The 18,258-nt window shown below is 45.6% G+C and carries 16 protein-coding genes and 2 pseudogenes; 11 read left to right on the top strand and 7 right to left on the bottom strand.

Translation table 11 applies throughout. The features are described 5' to 3' along the window. Positions 1-6: 6 nt before the first annotated feature. Positions 7-861 (bottom strand): phenylalanine 4-monooxygenase, encoded by an 855-nt coding sequence (locus tag NHN17_RS14380; RefSeq protein ID WP_255043259.1) that lies wholly within the window; start codon positions 859-861, stop codon positions 7-9. Positions 862-1,253: 392 nt separating this feature from the next. Here NHN17_RS14380 and NHN17_RS14375 point away from each other — a divergent pair, with 392 nt between their 5' ends. The 4 genes from NHN17_RS14375 (at position 1,254) to NHN17_RS14360 (ending at position 6,267) form a co-directional block, all read left to right on the top strand. Next, positions 1,254-2,390, top strand: a complete 1,137-nt coding sequence (locus NHN17_RS14375; RefSeq protein ID WP_255043258.1) for a homogentisate 1,2-dioxygenase — start codon at positions 1,254-1,256, stop codon at positions 2,388-2,390. A 30-nt stretch (positions 2,391-2,420) separates the two neighbouring features. After that, the gene (locus NHN17_RS14370) at positions 2,421-3,452 is read left to right on the top strand and encodes a fumarylacetoacetate hydrolase family protein (RefSeq protein WP_255043257.1); all 1,032 of its coding nucleotides are present in this window, start codon (positions 2,421-2,423) and stop codon (positions 3,450-3,452) included. A gap of 101 nt (positions 3,453-3,553) precedes the next feature. Next, the gene (maiA, locus tag NHN17_RS14365; protein ID WP_255043256.1) at positions 3,554-4,207 is read left to right on the top strand and encodes a maleylacetoacetate isomerase; all 654 of its coding nucleotides are present in this window, start codon (positions 3,554-3,556) and stop codon (positions 4,205-4,207) included. A gap of 23 nt (positions 4,208-4,230) precedes the next feature. After that, positions 4,231-6,267, top strand: coding sequence for an acetoacetate--CoA ligase (locus NHN17_RS14360; protein WP_255043255.1), 2,037 nt, complete (start codon positions 4,231-4,233; stop codon positions 6,265-6,267). A gap of 193 nt (positions 6,268-6,460) precedes the next feature. Here NHN17_RS14360 and NHN17_RS14355 read toward each other — a convergent pair whose 3' ends face one another. Both NHN17_RS14355 and NHN17_RS14350 read right to left on the bottom strand, forming a co-directional pair. Next, complete coding sequence (locus NHN17_RS14355) at positions 6,461-6,835, bottom strand: hypothetical protein (RefSeq protein WP_107347767.1); 375 nt, start codon at positions 6,833-6,835, stop codon at positions 6,461-6,463. A 174-nt stretch (positions 6,836-7,009) separates the two neighbouring features. Further along, a complete protein-coding gene (locus NHN17_RS14350) occupies positions 7,010-7,984 on the bottom strand; it encodes a CobW family GTP-binding protein (RefSeq protein WP_255043253.1) in 975 nt (324 codons plus the stop codon). Positions 7,985-8,245: 261 nt separating this feature from the next. Here NHN17_RS14350 and NHN17_RS14345 point away from each other — a divergent pair, with 261 nt between their 5' ends. The 3 genes from NHN17_RS14345 (at position 8,246) to NHN17_RS14335 (ending at position 11,649) form a co-directional block, all read left to right on the top strand. After that, on the top strand, positions 8,246-9,628 hold the full coding sequence (locus tag NHN17_RS14345; protein WP_255043252.1) for a TldD/PmbA family protein: 1,383 nt from the start codon (positions 8,246-8,248) through the stop codon (positions 9,626-9,628). Further along, positions 9,628-10,971 carry a TldD/PmbA family protein gene (locus NHN17_RS14340; protein WP_255043251.1) on the top strand — a complete coding sequence of 448 codons (1,344 nt, stop codon included), beginning with the start codon at positions 9,628-9,630 and terminating at the stop codon, positions 10,969-10,971. The genes NHN17_RS14345 and NHN17_RS14340 overlap by 1 nt, the downstream gene beginning before the upstream one ends. A gap of 414 nt (positions 10,972-11,385) precedes the next feature. After that, a complete protein-coding gene (locus tag NHN17_RS14335; RefSeq protein ID WP_107347771.1) occupies positions 11,386-11,649 on the top strand; it encodes an Lpp/OprI family alanine-zipper lipoprotein in 264 nt (87 codons plus the stop codon). Between the two features lie 63 nt (positions 11,650-11,712). Here NHN17_RS14335 and NHN17_RS14330 read toward each other — a convergent pair whose 3' ends face one another. Both NHN17_RS14330 and NHN17_RS14325 read right to left on the bottom strand, forming a co-directional pair. Further along, the gene (locus NHN17_RS14330) at positions 11,713-11,961 is read right to left on the bottom strand and encodes a hypothetical protein (RefSeq protein WP_255043250.1); all 249 of its coding nucleotides are present in this window, start codon (positions 11,959-11,961) and stop codon (positions 11,713-11,715) included. An 86-nt stretch (positions 11,962-12,047) separates the two neighbouring features. Continuing rightward, complete coding sequence (locus tag NHN17_RS14325; protein ID WP_255043249.1) at positions 12,048-12,500, bottom strand: acyl-CoA thioesterase; 453 nt, start codon at positions 12,498-12,500, stop codon at positions 12,048-12,050. Between the two features lie 375 nt (positions 12,501-12,875). Here NHN17_RS14325 and NHN17_RS14320 point away from each other — a divergent pair, with 375 nt between their 5' ends. Beyond that, on the top strand, positions 12,876-13,940 hold the full coding sequence (locus NHN17_RS14320; protein WP_255043248.1) for an E2F family transcription factor: 1,065 nt from the start codon (positions 12,876-12,878) through the stop codon (positions 13,938-13,940). Positions 13,941-14,039: 99 nt separating this feature from the next. Here NHN17_RS14320 and NHN17_RS14315 read toward each other — a convergent pair whose 3' ends face one another. Beyond that, positions 14,040-16,298: a peptidase U32 family protein gene (locus NHN17_RS14315; protein ID WP_373689567.1), complete on the bottom strand. Its 2,259-nt coding sequence runs from the start codon at positions 16,296-16,298 to the stop codon at positions 14,040-14,042. 203 nt (positions 16,299-16,501) lie between these two features. Between NHN17_RS14315 and NHN17_RS14310 the strand changes: the two are divergent. Both NHN17_RS14310 and NHN17_RS14305 read left to right on the top strand, forming a co-directional pair. Beyond that, positions 16,502-16,661, top strand: a pseudogene (locus NHN17_RS14310) (DMT family transporter); the annotation flags it as partial. A gap of 69 nt (positions 16,662-16,730) precedes the next feature. Continuing rightward, complete coding sequence (locus tag NHN17_RS14305) at positions 16,731-17,246, top strand: YgjV family protein (protein ID WP_255043246.1); 516 nt, start codon at positions 16,731-16,733, stop codon at positions 17,244-17,246. A gap of 55 nt (positions 17,247-17,301) precedes the next feature. Here the strand turns inward: NHN17_RS14305 and NHN17_RS14300 are convergent, their stop codons facing one another. Then, positions 17,302-17,637, bottom strand: coding sequence for a hypothetical protein (locus NHN17_RS14300; protein ID WP_255043245.1), 336 nt, complete (start codon positions 17,635-17,637; stop codon positions 17,302-17,304). A gap of 466 nt (positions 17,638-18,103) precedes the next feature. On the opposite strand from NHN17_RS14300, the pseudogene NHN17_RS14295 reads away from it, so the two are divergent. Beyond that, positions 18,104-18,258: pseudogene (locus NHN17_RS14295) on the top strand (ISL3 family transposase); the annotation flags it as partial.

The following is an 18,258-nucleotide window of genomic DNA, read 5'->3' as shown; positions in this document are numbered from 1 at the left end:
TTCCCCTTAACTCACTTCCTTGATTTTTGTATCGAACAGAGGCGCATGTAACCCCAATTTTTGTGCTTGGGCCACCATTGACATAATATCTTGGTGCGCCAATTCGTAGAGCTTATTAATGTCTTCCAGAATAAAGTAGAGCGGCTGCATAATATCGATACGATAAGGTGTACGCATGATGTCAACCGGATCAAATGACTTATAGAGAGGCCTTGTTTCATCTATCGCCACACCTTGATCACTAGCCGAGCTTGCGCCTGATACCCTTTTTCCTGTTAGTGAGTATTGTGTCTCACCCGGCGATGATAGGATACCACCACCATATATCCGCAAACCGTCTAGCTGCTCCAATAATCCAAATTCAACTGTAAACCAGTATAGCCTTGCTAAATACACCCTTTGTGCAGAATTTGCTTTTGCTCCCAAATTTCCGTAAGTATGAGTAAACGCAGCAAAAGCTGGGTTGGTCAACATCGCACAATGGCCGAAGATTTCGTGGAAGAAGTCGGGTTCTTGTAGGTAGTCAAACTCTTCTCTTCGGCGCAAAAAAGTAGCAACAGGAAATTGTTTATTGGCAAGCAGCGCAAAAAAACGATCAAAATTAATCAGCGCAGGCACAGCAACACATTTCCACCCCGTGGTTGACTGCAATACCTCATTAATATCCGATAGCTGAGGGGGACGCTCCTGAGGTAAATCCAACAATTCCAACCCATCAATGTAAGCTTGGCATGCACGACCTTCTATACACGCCAATTGCCGTTGTATCAAATCGTGCCAAACTAAGTCCTCTGAACAATCCCAGTGAACCACGCCCTTTTCATCTGGCTTATTAGAGACATATTTCGTTCCGCTACCCATAAGAGACCTTCATATTTAATCCTGCCTCGCCTTGGCAAATGATCAATCCACTTATTTCATGTTCGTTTCCTTTAGATTAGGCCGATTAGCGAAGACACTGATAGTGGTTCTCAGCAATGAAAATACCCACAAACGTAACAATTATTTTACACACGGCATTTCAGCTAAAACCTTATGGGGTTGTCCAACTCAATTCATTCAACTGGTTAAAAAGAACCAATAAACAAGTAACTTAAACCCTAGACTTTGTAAAACATAAAGGACACCCTTACCGCGATTCCGTTCGAGTTATAAGTTGCCTTGCTTACAGGAGTGCACCAGAGTTAAATTACCAAACTAACATTTCATTAACAGGCACTATTGGAAATGACTGTGATAGAGAGGGATGTGTAATGCGGCAATGGTTCCAGTTTCCTATCACCGAAGGAGAAGCTTCTCGACAGGCACATTGTGACCTACCTGAAGGGACGTTCGAGCGCGAGTGTGGCAGGGAAGGTTTTTTTGGTCCAGCAAGTCATATGTACCACCGCCACCCACCAACAGGTTGGATAGACTGGGACGGCCCACTTCGCCCGAGAGCCATAGACACCAACCAAATGCCCTCTGAAGGCTTATCCCCCTGGGATGCATCGCTGATTCTATTCAACAATAACCTCAAACTCCGAGTATGGCATTGTGATCATGCCATGGGAGCCCTTGCACGAAATGGCGATGGTGATGAAGTATTGTTCATCCATCAGGGAAGTGGAGACTTGTTTTGCGACTACGGTCATATGACCTTCCGAGATGGCGATTATATCGTGTTGCCAAGGGCAACAAGTTGGCGTATAGAGCCCAAGGAACCTGTCACCATGCTGCTCATCGAGGCATCAAACAGTGCCTACCAAATGGCTGAACGCGGCATTGTCGGCCAGCATGCGGTATATGACCCAGCGGTGTTGGAATACGCAAGAATCAACGATACCTTCCTTCAACAGCAGAGTGACCATCAGCAGTGGAAGGTACAACTTAAAGCCCGTAACCAGCTCAACATGATTACCTATCCTTATAACCCGCTTGATGCCCAGGGATGGAAGGGGAACCTAACCGCATTCAAGCTGAACTGGCGGGATATCCGGCCGCTGATGAGTCATCGCTACCACCTGCCCCCTTCAGCACATACCACCTTTGTTGCTGATGGCTTTGTAATTTGTACTTTTGTGCCAAGGCCTATCGAAAGCGACCCAGACGCATTGAAAGTGCCCTTCTATCATAACAACGATGACTTCGATGAAGTGCTGTTCTACCACAAGGGTAACTTCTTTAGCAGGGACAATATTGAAGCAGGCATGATCACTCATCACCCTTGCGGATTCTCCCATGGCCCCCACCCTAAGGCCTTGGCTGCCAGCATGAGTTCACCGAAAAAGGAAACGGATGAGGTCGCGGTCATGATTGATGCCCGCTGGCCACTCGACGTTGCCCCTTTGCCTGAAGGCGCTGAAAACAAAGACTATGTATTTTCATGGCGGGGCAATAACGCTGAGTAGCCAAATAAGAGATAGACTAAGGAGGCAAACGTGAAACTTGCATCACTTAACCATGGCCGAGACGGCCAACTCATTGTCGTTTCCCGTGACCTACAAACAGCAGTCCATGCCCACGATATCGCCCCGACGTTGCAGTTTGCCCTTGATAACTGGCACGAAGTGGAAGCGGATCTACAGCATTTATACCGCAACCTCAATGATGCTGTTGCACAGCACAGCTTTCCATTTAACCCAGCATTATGCAGCTCACCGCTTCCACGCGCCTACCAATGGGCAGATGGTAGCGCTTACGTCAACCATGTTGAATTAGTACGCAAAGCCAGAGTGGCAGAAATGCCCGAAAGCTTCTGGACCGATCCCTTGATGTACCAGGGTATGTCGGATGGTTTCTTGACCCCCACTGAAGACATCAAGGTTGCTGAGGAGCAATGGGGGATCGACTTTGAAGGTGAAATTGCCATCATTACCGACGATGTTGATATGGGAACCCGCACTGAAGAGGTCCATGGCCACATCAAGCTTCTGATGTTGGTCAATGATGTCTCGCTGCGCAATCTGATCCCTAGTGAACTCGCTAAAGGCTTCGGTTTTTTCCAATCTAAACCCTCTTCTGCTTTCTCGCCTGTTGCCGTCACACCAGATGAACTGGGCGACAGTTGGCATGATTACAAGCTCCATCACCGCCTTACTGTTCATCTCAATGGAGAGTTATTTGGACAGCCCCACGCCGGCACAGACATGACGTTTAATTTTGCCGAACTTGTCCAACATGTGGCAAAGAGCCGAGACATTTGCGCTGGCACCATTATCGGCTCAGGTACTGTCTCTAATATTGATCGCAGCAGCGGATCTTGCTGTCTAGCGGAACGCCGGATGCTGGAGACCTTGGAGTATGGGCACCCGGAAACCCCTTTTATGAAATTTGGCGATACCGTCAAAATTGAAATGTTCGATGATAACGGCCATTCCATTTTCGGGGCAATTGAACAGACCGTGGTCAAATATAAGCATCAATATCACGATGAGGATTTAAACCACCATAACCCGCATCATCAACAATAATTAGAAATACGATACCCAAGTCAGTTCAAGATACTTGGTTCAGCAAGAATGGCTTGGGTATAAGGCTGGACCTTGAATATTGAGCCTAAGGATACAATACTGTGAAACTGTATGACTATTATCGCTCTTCGGCGTCGTACCGGGTGCGAATTGCGCTAAACATGAAAGGATTGAGTTATGAGCAGGTGGTTATCTCCCTATTAGACAAAGAACAAAACAGTGCCGCCTACTCTGCGCTAAACCCCAATCAATTAGTTCCCGGGTTTTGTCGTAACACTGACAACTCAGAGAAAAGCTCGTCAGAAGATACAGCCGTTCTGGGACAATCTTTGGCTATCATCGAATATATTGATGAGTGTTATCCCGAGCCCCCCTTGCTACCTAGCGACCCATGGCACAAAGCCCAATGCCGAGAGATTGCCCTTATTGTTGCCTGTGATATCCACCCTCTAAATAACCTAAGAGTACTTAACTATTTAAATAGTGATTTTGGGGTCAATCAAAACGAAAAAATGATTTGGTATCACCACTGGCTAAAGCAAGGCCTTCAAAGCCTTGAGAACCTTTCTAATCGGTATAATACCCTGTTCACTTGTACTGACACCCCCTCTCTGGCCGATATCTGCTTAATACCTCAACTGTACAACGCTAAACGATTTGGCTTTGAAACCAATAATTACCCAAGGTTGCTTGAAGTCGAGCAACGTTGTTTAGCTCTAGCCGCCTTCCAAAAAGCCCATCCTGATAACCAATGAATCACAGCTCAATGAAGGAAAAAATGATGACAACCCCAGAATCTTCTAATATTGGTTATCCCGCAGACAGTCAGCCTCAGTTGCTGTGGATGCCGGAGAAAGATCGCATTCACGACAGTAAGCTTTATCAATTCATGGTTGCGCTAAGTGAGAAAAAGAACACCCTTTATCATGACTACAATCAGCTGCATCATTGGAGTGTTAGCCATAGTGAAGAGTTCTGGACTATGGTGTGGGACTTTTGCCAGGTCGAAGGAGCAAAAAAGCCCCCTGTAACATTTTGCCCACCAGATAGTACTGCGCCAGCGAAAGATACCCAGTGGTTCCCCCATGCCAAGCTCAATTATGCTGAGAACCTATTACGTAACTGGCGTACCCATGCTGCAGCAGACGCCATTATTTTTCACTGCGAAGGTGATCCTCAGCAACGCCAGCACCTTAGCTGGCAGCAACTCTATCGACAAACCTCGCAGGTCGCGAGCTTTCTACACCAGCTTGGGGTCAAAAAAGGGGATGTTGTCGCTGGATATCTACCTAATGTCCCCCAAACCGTCGTGGCTATGCTGGCCACCACTTCATTAGGAGCGATTTGGACCTCCACCTCACCGGATTTCGGCGCCGAGAGTGTGATAGAGCGCTTTGGCCAAACTAAACCGAAGGTGATGTTTTTCACCAAGTGCTATCAGTACAACGGCAAGACTATTTCTTATGTCGACAAAGTCGCTGCAGTCAGTGCCAAGATTCCGGAACTCGCACATCTAATCGAAATCCCAGCAACACCAGAACAGATTCCACAGGACGCGGTTTCTATTCCAGATACCATCAATTATCACTACTGGACCGATATACTCGATAGCACAGTACCCTGTGAACTTGGCTTTACCCCAGTGCCGTTTAGTCATCCGCTCTATATCCTGTATTCATCGGGCACAACAGGAAAGCCCAAGTGCATCGTTCACAGTGTCGGCGGTACGTTACTCAATCACCTCAAAGAGCATCAACTACAAACGGATATTCGCACCGGTGACAAGGTTTTCTATTTCACAACCTGTGGCTGGATGATGTGGAATTGGCTGGTCTCTGGACTAGCCTCCGGCGCAACCCTAATTCTGTATGACGGCTCCCCTTTCTATCCCGATGGCAATGTTTTGTGGCAATTGGCCGAACAAGAGCAGGTAACATTGTTTGGCACCTCAGCCAAATACCTCGAGGCCTTAGAAAAGCAAGGCTATCACCCGAAGGACAATACTGACTTATCATCACTTCGTACCTTGTGCTCTACCGGCTCTGTGCTTTCGCCTGAGCAGTTTGATTATGTTTATGATTCAATTCATAACAATATCCAACTTGCCAGCATTTCAGGCGGTACCGACATCTGCGGCTGCTTTGCCATTGGCAACCCCATTAACCCGGTTTACCGAGGGGAGTGCCAAGGGCTCGCGCTTGGTATGGATGTTCAGGTATTCAATGAACAAGGCCAATCCGTGCTACAACAACACGGAGAGCTCGTCTGCCGCAACAGTTTCCCCAACCAACCAATTGGCTTTTGGAACGATCCAGATGGCAGCAAGTACCATGATGCCTATTGGAATATCTTCCCCGGAACCTGGCACCACGGTGATTATGTCAGCGTATCGAATACCGGCGGTATGGTGTTTTATGGCCGCTCCGACGCCGTACTTAACCCCGGCGGGGTAAGAATTGGAACCGCAGAAATATACCGTCAGGTAAACCGGTTGGATGCAATTAAAGACTCACTAGTCATAGGCCAAAACCAAGGCACAGATGTCCGCGTTGTCTTGTTTGTCCAACTAGCAGAAGGTGAATTGCTCACAGACGGATTGAAAACAAGTATCAAACAAAAAATCCGCGAACACTGCTCGCCCCGTCATGTCCCCGAAGTGATTATCGCGGTGAAAGATGTGCCCCGCACCAAATCAGGCAAGCTGGTTGAATTAGCCGTTCGCAATATCGTCCACAACCAACCGGTGAAAAACGTCGGCGCGCTAGCCAACCCTGAGTCTCTGGAAGAGTTTAGGGATAGGGAGGAGTTAAAGTAAGAAATTGAAATGATGACTCATTAATACCAATCTGGATAAGTCGTTGAACTATAGATTGCACAGGAAAAATTGTTGTTATCAAGGCGTAGGTTGGTATAACCATTGGTGTTGCTTTTGCCAAGGCATAAAGCAAAACGCCCATGCCGATTTATCGGTATGGGCGTTTTTAGAAGGTACTATTAAGGGCGCAGCGTTATGAGATTTCTTTCATCGCCGAAACAACCGATGGGTCATTGAGCAGATTAAATAGCATGCTCTTTGCTGATGCTCGCTGGGCGTCTGATAGCGCTTTCTTCGGGTTCTCGCGGCATAGTGTCAGTATATTTTTGATAAACTTACTGTTAGTCCCAGATAGCTCATACACAAACCTAAGCGTGTCTAGCAACTCTCCCTGAGGCAAGCTGTATACAGCCATTTCGCAGCTAAGGTTATCCATTGCAAGGAAGTTGTTCACTACCTCACGACGCTCAGCATTGAACTTCTCTTTAGCGATGTGGCCATCAATTAAAGCCTGTACTCTCTCAGCGATAGCTAAAGGCACTTCCATTGTTTTGGTTTCATGAGTCATCGTTGTTTCTCCTGCTCTAACTGGGGTTGACCTACAGCCTCGGTAATCTGGTGATACTTCGATTACTCGTATGAGTAATCAAGAATAACACTTGAATAGCATTACCTCATCTTACAAATCGCAAAACTCACTGCGTAAAGACTGTAGGCGCAATTTCATTTTACAAATAAAGAGTTATAAGTTTGAGATCTTAATCAAGATAGACTCCAGCTCATCCCAAGGCATGAGTTGGTTATCAATGACCTCAAGACGGCTTTCGAACCCTTCAAGGGTCATTTGATTGACTGAGACAACGCCCTTGTTAACATTGAAGGCATGGCAGCCTTTGTTCGTATTAATGACGCCTTTCACACGCTCTGCCGTCAGGTTACAGAACAAAGAAAACAGTTGGTCAAAATCGAAAATGACCTCGGCACCAAAGAGCCAGCCACAGCTAAAGTAGCCCTGGCCTTTGTTTTCCTTGCGGATATATTTCTGATTTGGCGGCAGTTGGAACTGCGGCTCCATATCAGCATGCTCGTGATGGTGGGCTTCTATCGTTGATGATTGATCTTGCTCTGCTCGGTCAGTATCTAGCAAGTCAATAGGAAACTCACCCTGTTTGACCAACATACTCGCCAGCTTCTTAGGCTGCTGCGTCGCCACCCAGTGATCAAAAATTCCGGCATCCACTTCATCACACTCGTCAAGTTTATTGCCTATGACAATCTCAGCCACATCGAGTTGATCATTGAAGTTCTGGTTTTCCGTATACTTTTTATTAGACAGGTTTCGAGGATCAACCAAAGCAACAGTCGCTTTCAAATCGATGTAATCTTTAAACTGGTTAGACGTTAGCACCGAGATGATTTTATGAGGGTGACCAAGCCCAGTTGGCTCAATCAACAGTCGGTCTGGATTCTGGCGTAATAACGCGGTGATCCCGACAGAAGTCGGTACGCCGGCAGTACAACACATACAGCCCCCAGGGACTTCTTTGATCATCGCGCCAGAATCAGTAAGAATGGCACCATCAATACCGATTTCGCCAAACTCATTGACCAGAACAGCCCACTTTTCATTGGCTGGTTTGTTCTTAAGCAGATTAAGGATTGTCGTGGTTTTTCCAACACCAAGAAATCCGGTGATGACATTCGTTGGTATGCGCATAATGAGTCATTTTCCGTAAACATTGACGGGAAATTTACATGAAATATGCCCACGCCACAAATCATTGTGGCTCTATTGTGGGGCTAAGGCTTTTGATTTATTTTAGTTTATTATCCAAGATTAGAGCGTTGGGTGAAAAGTTACCCTTTTTGAGCGCTTGCCAACCATAAATTCTGTTAAACCAAGCCATTAATGGCAATTCCGCTCACAATTTGTTTACATAACGTTTTTCGTGAGATTGCTAACACGCAAGGAGCATCTATGCTAAACCCTGCAACAGCGCAAGCAGTGATCGACCATGCCCTCTTCCTTGGCGCCGATTTTGCCGAACTGTTTATCGAACATCATCAATCTAGTTCAGTTGAACTTCTGTCCGGTGACATTGACAAGGTCAATTCCGGTATCGATTTTGGTATCGGCGTTCGCCTATTTTTCGGCCACAAAGTGCTTTACGGCTACACCAACAGCACCGACGAAGAAGAGCTAAAGCGAGTCACAGGGCTACTAGCCGCCAAAGATAAACGCGACCAAATCGTCAATGCGGGCGCACTTAACCTGAGTCGCTACCAGACCAAACATGCTTGTCAGCAACCTTTGAGCCAAAGCCCGAACCTTGATGCCAAAATTGCCTTCCTGCGTCAGTGCGATGCTGCCGCACGAGATGAAGATGAAAAAATCAATCAGTTCATCGGTCGTATTTTGCAACGTGAGCAACAAATCGAGATCTTCAATTCAACAGGCTTGCACATTGGCGATACCCGCCATTACACCCGTGTTGCTGCTACTGCAATTGCACAAAACGGCAGTGAGCAATCAACCGGATTTGAAGCGCCTGGCGCATTAACGGGTTGGGAATTCAATACCCACCTGGATGCCAAAGAACTTGGTCATGCCGTGGCGAAACAAGCGATGGTGAAGCTATTCGCTGAAAATTGCCCATCCGGTGAAATGCCAGTGATTATCGGCAATGGTTTTGGTGGCGTTATCTTCCACGAAGCCTGTGGTCACCTACTGGAAACCACCTCGGTTGCCAAAAAAGCCTCTGTCTTCCACGATAAGATGGGAGAGATGATTGCGAATCCCGTAGTAAGTGCGGTCGATGATGGTACCATGACCAATGAGTGGGGCTCAATCAATATCGATGACGAAGGGATGGAAACCCAACGAACCCAGTTGATCAAAGACGGTAAGCTGACTAGCTTCATGGTTGATCACATGGGCTCACTGAAAACCGGCTTTACCCCAACCGGCTCCGGCCGTCGTGAATCCTACAAATATGCACCAACCTCGAGAATGCGTAATACCTTCATCGAACCGGGTGATAGCTCTTTGGATGAAATGATAGCCAGCGTAGAGAAAGGTATCTATGCCAAGAAGATGGGCGGTGGTTCAGTGCAGCCCGGTACCGGTGAATTTAACTTTGCCGTTCAAGAAGCGTACTTGGTCGAAAATGGCCAGATCACTAAACCATTAAAATCAGCTACGTTGATCAGCACCGGTCCTAAAGTGCTTAAAGAGATCTCGATGATCGGAAGTGATTTCGCCCTGGCCGCAGGAATGTGTGGCTCTGTAAGCGGCTCGGTGCCTACCACGGTTGGCCAGCCAGCACTTAAAGTGGACAACATTCTTGTAGGGGGTAACTAATGGCGGATCAACAACAACTTCAACACGCTATCGATCAAGTCCTTGAACGTGCTAAAGCAGCAGGTGCCGAAGCCGATGTGATTGCAAGCGGCAGCAACAACTTCTCACTAAAAGCCAATGCGGGTGAGTTGGACGAGTACAAGGTGACATCAGGTCAGGTGATTGGCGTGCGTATCGTCAAAGATCAGCACATTGCTACTAGTTACTCTGAATCATTGGAGCCTGCTAGCCTAGATATGATGGTTGAGCACGCCCTCGCCAACGCCGCATTCACCAAGCAAGATCCTCATCAAGTTATCGCGTGTGCAAACAGCCAGCTTGTAACGGAATACCCTGAGATTTACCAAACAGACACAGCCACCGTTGATGACAAGATTTCTCTTGCACTGGCCTTGGAAAAAGGTGTCGTCGAGAAGCCAAACGCAACCTCCGCACCGTACAACGGTTTTGGAGAGTCAGATAGCCAGGTCATTCTTGCCAACACACTCGGTACACGTTGTTACCACCAAGAGCGTTCTACCTACTGTTATGCCTACACCTTATATGAAAAGGATGGTAAGCAGTCGATGCACGGCGGTATGTCGACGGGTCGTCGGTTCGATGAACTCGACCCACAGTACTGTATCAACCACGGCTATGACATGGCCAAAGCCCTGCTCGATGGCGAACCGGTCAATACAAGCAACTACAGTGTGCTGTTCGACCTTAACTGCCTAAGCAGCCTGTTTGGCGCGTTTGGTATGTGTTTCTCAGGCCAATCGGCCATGAAGGGCATAAACCCATGGCGTGACTCCGTTAACACCGTGGTTGCGAGTCCGTTATTAACGGTTTCAGATACGGCATATATCGAGGGTGGCTCGGCCATTAAGGCCTTCGATAGTGAAGGTTTTGCGACTTGCGATACCATTTTGATTGGTGAAGGGCAACTGCAGAGCCTACTGCATAATAGCCATACAGCCAGCTTCTTCGGTATTGAGAATACCGCCAACGGATCTCGTTCTGCCAAAGGCGGTTTGGGCGTGTCTGCCCGTCATACTGTTATTGCTACAGGGCAAAGCAGTGAAGCTGAACTGACAGGCGGTGAGTATCTTGAATTGATTGAACTTCAGGGTGTCCACTCCGGTGCTGATGCGGTAAGCGGTGACTTCTCGTTTGGTGCAAGTGGCTTCCTATGCCGAGATGGCAAGCGTGTTCAACCAGTGCGAGGGATCACAGTGGCCGGTAATTTCTATCAGATGATCAAAGAAATTGATGCTGTAGGCGATACCCTGACTCATGATCATGGTAAACATTTCTTCGCCCCTCTTATCCGCTTTAGCAAACTCAGCATCGCGGGTAAATAATGCGAAAATAACCTAATGACCACCAGCAGGCTAATTACCTGCTGGCGGCTTTAATGACGAACCTCTAATTAGAATTCACCCTTTAGAGTGACGTTGTCACCTTTTGCTTTTCTTACTAAGTAGATCGAAATAACTGTCGATTACAAATCGTGACTTTCATCACACCAATCCGGATGTTGACTTTATTCTGACTTTACCTACCAAAAAACAAGCATTTGCTGAACTTCCCATAACAATTGCTTGCAAATATTCTGATTAAATACACACATACTGAAAAACATAATAAAAGCTGCATAACGCATAAATACATCGTGCAAATTTTTGCTTTTTCTCTTGTTAAATAGAATTAGTTTGTGTAATGCTTATTCAGCATTTGTAACAGTAGTTAATATCAACCAATTATGGAGAATAATAATGAAACGTTCTATGACTCTAGTCGCTGGTCTAATTCTAAGTGCAACTCTTATGGGCTGTTCAAGCAGCGAAGAAGCTGAGCAACTGAGCCAACTAACAAATAAAGTTGATGCGCTATCTGATCAAGTTGCATCACTACAAGGTCAGCAAGATCAAATGGCCGGCGCCGTAAATGATACACGTGCTGCATCTGACGCTGCTTACCAAGAAGCAATGCGTGCTAACCAGCGTATTGATAACATTGCTAGCTCTTACCAGAAGTAATGTAAAAAGTGGCGCTACACGTGGCGCCACTTAATATTGCACTTTCATGAAACGCGTATCGACTTAGACAATTGCATTGTCAGGATCGACCAAACCGTAGGTATTGATACTCGCCTTACCTAATTCTGGTTCGAGGTAATTCCTGACCACATCAATCGAATCAGCCTCCCACATGCACTGACACAATGTATGCCTCTCAACCACCATCGTGGTATGAAGCCGCATTCCAGTCGGCGGATGGGTTAGCATCCCGCTAGCTTTCTGCCAAAACAATTCAGGATCCGTGATCTCATGCTGGATAACGATAAACATCCCTACTCCTTAATGCCGCTTCAACAGTTAACATATTAAATTATAGGCGAAGCTAGGATGTAGAGGTGTTTCAACTGTGAAGAGAATCAATCGGTTGGTACACATACATTAAGTTCCGGCTGCATCGAGGCCATTTTCTCTATCAAGGTCAGGCTCAAGTTTGCGCGTTTCTGTTGTGCGAAATCAAACATCACAACTTTCGCTGATCCCGACGTTGTCACCACCCCTTGCTGCTTACTGACAATTTTGTATTCCATCACGAAACTGTCTTTGGTCAATTCAGCCACTCGGCTTCCTACCAATAAGGTATCTGGATATGTCACGGGCCTACGGTATCTACTGGAGGTTTCACTGAGTACGGGGCCGGTTTGAGTCGCTTTCATTTCTTCCATCAGTCCGATCCCAGCAAAATATTCCAGCCTCGCCGTCTCAAAATAACGGAAGTACACCACATTATTGACATGGTTTAGTGCATCCATCTCACCCCATGCCACCGGAATTTCAGTAACAACAGGGTAACCATCAAGTAAATTAGACATATGCTGATCCTTGCTAAATGTTATGAATGTTCTGTAAACGAAAAAGCTGTTGTGACAAACAGCAATTTTAAACAAGCGTTCGACTACTAACCTATACCCGAGATAACAAGTTTGCAACATGCGGACTTATTTCTTGTCGGTTCGGTTCATTCCCGTCATTCCCGAAAGGGATATATCCATGGTGATGAGTATCTTTTCTACAGTTATGAAAGCAGCGTGTAAATTTTCAGCGTAAGAACGGCAAAGGCCTTAATTTATAAGGGCTCGCGGCTAGTTTTACGGTATCCTAAGCCACCTTTTTCAACCTGACGAATCATGATTCATTTTTCGGCAGGTTTCAGTCGGCTTATTAGCCAGTAATAATTATCAAACATTATGCTTTACGATAACAATATTCCAGTCCGTTACCCCAAAGGGGTCTTTGCGATGGGGACGGTATACAGCTTTACCGGTGCATCCATCCTTGCATCCATCATTTTCTCATTGCTGCTCTTTCTTTCTATCGATGAAGATCCGGTCATGCAGATCTTATTCGCCGGTCTTGCCGTCATTTTCGAATTAGGAAAGTTCTTTGCTTGGTATGAATTTGGCGAGCGTAGAGCACGACGCAACTATGCTGGCGCCATTTCTGCCTTTGCTTTTTATGCGGTACTCGCTGCCATTTCAATCGGCGGCTCTGTTGGTGGTATCAATAGCGCAACCAATCAGGCCCAGAGTCATGTCAATGCTCAGCAGAGTACGGTCAACAACTATAATATGCAGATTTCTGCGATTGAAAGGCAGATCGAGCTCAATAACACGGCAGCAGAAAAATATATCGAGATGGAGCGTATCGCAACCGGTGTTGCCCGCATCCAACGTGAAAATGATGACCTCCGCGAACAACAGCTCAAGCTTGCTGCAGAGCGTGACAGCTTACCGGTCGTCAACCAAGGCTCAGTGATTGGCCTTATCGACAGCCTAGCGAAATCATTACAGGTCGAAACCGAAACCGCTCAGCTAAGCTTGGTGATTTTCCTATCTGTGTTGCTAGACTTCTTTGCGGCCTTTTTCGTTGGCTTGATTGGTGAGGAGCTTCGCTTTAGAAACCAATTCCGTCGTGTCGGCCCAATTACCATAGACACGTTCACCGATAATGAAATCAAAGAGCCAGAATTACTGACAAACCAGCAACAAGATCAAGCAGCAGGCGATAGCGAGCAACCGGAACAAGCGCCAGAAACACCTGCTGAGCCAGAGGCGCCTAAATCACTGTATGAACAAGCGATCGATGCGTTAAGTACTAATCAAGTCAACTGCACTAAACGCGCCGTCACCAAATACCTGAAGACCAGTAGCGATGAGGTTGATGAAATTTTCAATCAGTTCATGAGCGAAGGCATCGTGAGCAAGAAACCTAACAACCATTATCAATGGCACGGTGTTCCGCAAAACGGATAAGCAACTACAGCTCAACAACCTCTTTAGCAAATAACAAAAAGCCCGACTTTATTTTCGTCATAAAGTCGGGCTTTTATATATCAAGCGGACGCTGTACCTCTAAAGACCTTTTCGGTATTGAGCCATCGTCGTTGGGGAAACCTCTTCATACAACGAAGTAGGTTCAACATCGCCATTCAACTGCGAGCGGAAAGCGTTGACCAAAGCTGGCTTATCCAGCCCTGTCTGAGTTGACGTTTTAATATCTCTTAGATCAACCATATACCCATCAAACAACTGTGCATGATCCTTGATAACATCCACGTTAAGGTAATTTTCTTGACTGTACAGTGAGTTATGATCACCACGCTGTTTATCAATCACGAAAGATGACTCTTTCATGCTCAGAATCGATGCTGATTTATCACACTTTCTCAGACACTTGTCATCAAAGCGCTTCTTCTTACAGCCTACCGTTTGATGGAATAAACACTGGCGACTCGTTAGCAGCATAATTGGGTGGTAAATACTGTAAAACAGCTCGAAGCCGTCAGGCTTAACGATTTGTTTAATCTGCTGCTGTTTGATCTCGTTTGAAATAAACGATCCGGCACAGTTAAACTCTTCTTTTAAACACTTCAAGCTATAGGAGTTGGTCACATTCATCTGCGGGCCAGCGATCCACTTGATACCAAGTTGTGACGCTGCAAAACCTACCCCATTGTTATTGGTCACGATTCGAACAGGCTTGATCGCTTTCAGAAACTCAACCGCGGCCTGATAATTGTCGCCAATCAAAATAGCAGGGAACCATGGGATAAGCGCAGTGTTCGTGCTAAACAGTGATACCATTTTCGCTAAATTACTGTGCATCGCTTCAGGTAGCTGATAGTACACATTCACTTGGTCATCTTGTGCCAGTGCAACATCGGCTTCTGACGAAATCAGTACGTTTAAGCTCGGGGTCGCTTTGCTGTCGTGCTGATGTGCAACCAGCTTAGGAAGTTCAACAGGGCTCACCGTTGGCCTGTTACCATTTAAGATGAAGGCAACCTGCTCTTTTATCGCCGTTTGCTCTTTATATGGGATAAACAACCCATCATCGAGTTTTGTGAGCTCAACGCTGTTAACATAATGGTCTGCATTTGCAAAGCCATTAACCCACTTGGTGACGGTTGCTTCATCTAGGCTGTGTTTACCCGCCTTGATCAATGGTGTAGACGATGTGACAGTGCAAGTTTCATCAGGCGTGGTGATAGTAACCGAAAGCAGCTCACCTTCAGAACCAGCAACAGAAACGCTCAGGGAGTTGATGCTGATATCAAGATCTTTTGTTTGCGCATCAACCGTATTGATGATCTCTGTTTTATCATCATAAAGCTTCTTCTTGACCTGCTTTACCTGCTCTGGACTGGTACAGCTGTAGATCTTTGAAAAGTGATTGGCCGAATGATCGCGTGGGTTATCGATAAACATGCTTTTATTGATATCGCCCTGCAAATAAGCATTCGAAAAGTCTCGGTTAAATACGGTGTATAAACCCGTGGTATCCGTTAATACCTCGCCAGACTGACAATAGTTGTCAATTTGTTTGCGCCAGCTATCAACCACCGTATGTACATAGTGGGACTTTTTAATACGCCCTTCGACTTTTAGTGAATAAACACCAGCATCAGCCAAAGCAGCCATATCCGAGTAAGCCGAGTTATCTTTCATGTTCAGCGGATAATCTTTGCCTACATCGGTCGTTTGGTACTGATCACGGCAAGGTTGGCTACAACGGCCACGGTTACCAGAGTTACCATTACGTACCGAACTGATGTAACACAAGCCAGAAAAACCAATACAGTAAGAGCCATGTACAAACACTTCCATCAACACGTTGTGCTGATGGCCAAACTGGGCTAAGTGTTTAATTTCACGAATATTCAACTCTCGAGACAGATTCACCCGGCTTGCGGTTAATTGATGTAAGAACTGAATCTGTCCTTCGTTATGCGTATTCGTTTGAGTTGAAGCATGAACATCAAGGGTCGGAAAATGTTCTTTCAAGATATAGAACAAGCCATAATCTTGAACAATGACACCATCAACCTTGGTGTTTACCAACTTGTTTAGCAGACGAATAAGCGCAGGGATTTCACTTTCTAAAATAATGATATTCAGTGTAAGAAAGATCTTACAATCATATTGATGGGCAAGATTGATGATGCCGTTGAGGTTCTCGAAAGTAAGATTCGTTGCACGGTTTCGGGCATTGAAGTTATCAAGTCCACAGTAGATTGCATCTGCACCAGCGACAATAGCCGCTTTGATCGATTCAATATCACCACCCGGTGCCAACAGTTCGAATTGGTTTTTATTCACAACAGTACCCACTTGCCAACCACATCGTCAAAGGGGGCGTATTCTACGTGGTACGGCGCTAAAATTCCATTAATAGCACTGAGGTTATTAATCGACGTTAGCTGTCACTGTCATGATCAAAGCACTGTTGCTTCAGCCATCGCCCCAGTCACAACTCGTGACTTGCTTTTTGCGCTAACACTGAACGCACTTCAACCAATGACAGGAGCTTGGTCATACCTTCTATGTCTGTAGGAGTGGCAATGGGTTTACTCATTGTCGGGAACCTTATTGCCGTTCTTTTAATTTGTGTTTTTCAGGCAACCAACCGCCGTGCTAATCTTGCTTCCTTTTTGTTATCGCAGTAGCAAACAAGAGTTGCTAGAGGGGTTAAAATGACATGCAGCTGTTCTGGCTGACGAAAATTGAAAAAACAAGCTATCAAGGGTTAAATTAGGAACGAATATGTCAGCTTTTGTACTCTCTCAAATCATGATCGGCTTTGCTGTTTTCTTTGATCTGATTTCTTTTCAATTTAAAGACAAAACAAAGATCATCAAATGCTTTGTATGTGCTGTTACCCTAATTGGTATCCACTTTGCGCTACTAGAACAATGGACGGCAGCAGGTTTAATGGCGCTGGGGGCCATTCGTTACACAACGAGTCTATATACGAGCTCTAAGAAAATGGCTGGCCTTTTCTCATTCTTCACACTCATCATTACTTATATGACGTTTGCTGGATTAACGAGTCTTGTGAGTTGCGCTGCAGCACTGTTTCAAAATGTGGCCGCGTTCTCTAAGCAAGACAAGCAATTAAGACAACTGATGATAGTCGGTACAAGCTTATGGCTGACCCATAATATCCTTATCGGTTCACCCTCTGCGGTCGCGCTAGAAGCACTCTTTCTTACGAGTAATATAATTGGCTATTATCGCTACTACATCAAGACAACGTCAGAAGCAGCCAACCCAATGTAAAAAAGGGCCTATACCCAAGCTACTTAGGTATATAGGCCCTTTTCGAATAGTAATGTCAAGCTGTTGCCGAGTCTGCTCTAAGCTTAACCATTTCAAGAATGGCTGAGATTGGAACAATTGGCCCCATCATATTAACCCGCAGCGCATCACTGCCAGATGCATAATGCAGCTCAGATGCGTCATAAGAGGAATAGTTATACTTGTAGTTAAACTTCCCCGTTGCGATATGTAACAGATCGAATTCTTTTCGATGGCAAGAGATATAAGCACGCCAGTACATCGCATCCACAACTTCTGACGGGCGCTCTGCACGAATAATAAATCGCCAGCTTCCATCCTCACCGTAGAAGTCCAAAGGAAAAGTATTTTTTGTTTTTCTTTTGCTAAACAAAGTCTATTTATCCACTTAACCATCCCATCAATTTAATTATGCAAGGATTGAAGCAGAATGGAAGAGATTACCGTTCAAAACCGTCAATTTTGACATAACTGTACAATTTTCGACGCCTTTTATTTAATGATATTCAAAAACGCCCGTGCCATTAGGTATCTATACAGCTAATCTCAGCCAGACTCTAATACATACTTGTTTATATACACAAGAGTCAACACTGGTGGCACCCATGAATATCAATAGGGCCATTATTATTAGTAATGTATATTTCATATACACCCATCACTTAACCCATTGATAAATAAATTACATACACATAAACCATTGACACAGGTTATTCATCAAGCCACCTCGCATAAAATTTATGGCTCTTCTCCGCTTAGTTGAGTCGCTATAGATAGAGGTATTGCAATCAAACTATTGATTTACAATGCTTCTTTGTTCTAAATGTCAGTAATATACCTTGTCATCTTTATCTTCCTCACTTTTTAGCTTCAAAGGCCAATGCGTCGAGTCTTTTTCTGTCGTAGAGGACTCTCAATCCGTGCTCGTGCGGTGTCGTCGAGATAGACGATTCAAGGTTAGAGAGCCTATAGCTGGAGCTTCTTGTACTGTTGA

Origin of the sequence: Photobacterium pectinilyticum, assembly GCF_024357955.1 — a bacterium.
Taxonomy (GTDB): domain Bacteria; phylum Pseudomonadota; class Gammaproteobacteria; order Enterobacterales; family Vibrionaceae; genus Photobacterium; species Photobacterium pectinilyticum.
Note: the sequence above shows the minus strand (reverse complement) of the source record. Positions and strands in the feature narration are given on the sequence as shown.

What these genes read in the sequence shown, in the direction of transcription:
- NHN17_RS14320 (WP_255043248.1), top strand. Translation starts at nt 12,876, where the DNA reads ATGCTTTACGATAACAATATTCCAGTCCGTTACCCCAAAGGGGTCTTT.
- NHN17_RS14380 (WP_255043259.1), bottom strand. Translation starts at nt 861, where the DNA reads ATGGGTAGCGGAACGAAATATGTCTCTAATAAGCCAGATGAAAAGGGC.
- NHN17_RS14305 (WP_255043246.1), top strand. Translation starts at nt 16,731, where the DNA reads ATGTCAGCTTTTGTACTCTCTCAAATCATGATCGGCTTTGCTGTTTTC.
- NHN17_RS14360 (WP_255043255.1), top strand. Translation starts at nt 4,231, where the DNA reads ATGATGACAACCCCAGAATCTTCTAATATTGGTTATCCCGCAGACAGT.
- NHN17_RS14340 (WP_255043251.1), top strand. Translation starts at nt 9,628, where the DNA reads ATGGCGGATCAACAACAACTTCAACACGCTATCGATCAAGTCCTTGAA.
- NHN17_RS14350 (WP_255043253.1), bottom strand. Translation starts at nt 7,984, where the DNA reads ATGCGCATACCAACGAATGTCATCACCGGATTTCTTGGTGTTGGAAAA.
- NHN17_RS14345 (WP_255043252.1), top strand. Translation starts at nt 8,246, where the DNA reads ATGCTAAACCCTGCAACAGCGCAAGCAGTGATCGACCATGCCCTCTTC.
- NHN17_RS14330 (WP_255043250.1), bottom strand. Translation starts at nt 11,961, where the DNA reads ATGTTTATCGTTATCCAGCATGAGATCACGGATCCTGAATTGTTTTGG.
- NHN17_RS14335 (WP_107347771.1), top strand. Translation starts at nt 11,386, where the DNA reads ATGAAACGTTCTATGACTCTAGTCGCTGGTCTAATTCTAAGTGCAACT.
- NHN17_RS14375 (WP_255043258.1), top strand. Translation starts at nt 1,254, where the DNA reads ATGCGGCAATGGTTCCAGTTTCCTATCACCGAAGGAGAAGCTTCTCGA.
- NHN17_RS14325 (WP_255043249.1), bottom strand. Translation starts at nt 12,500, where the DNA reads ATGTCTAATTTACTTGATGGTTACCCTGTTGTTACTGAAATTCCGGTG.
- NHN17_RS14355 (WP_107347767.1), bottom strand. Translation starts at nt 6,835, where the DNA reads ATGACTCATGAAACCAAAACAATGGAAGTGCCTTTAGCTATCGCTGAG.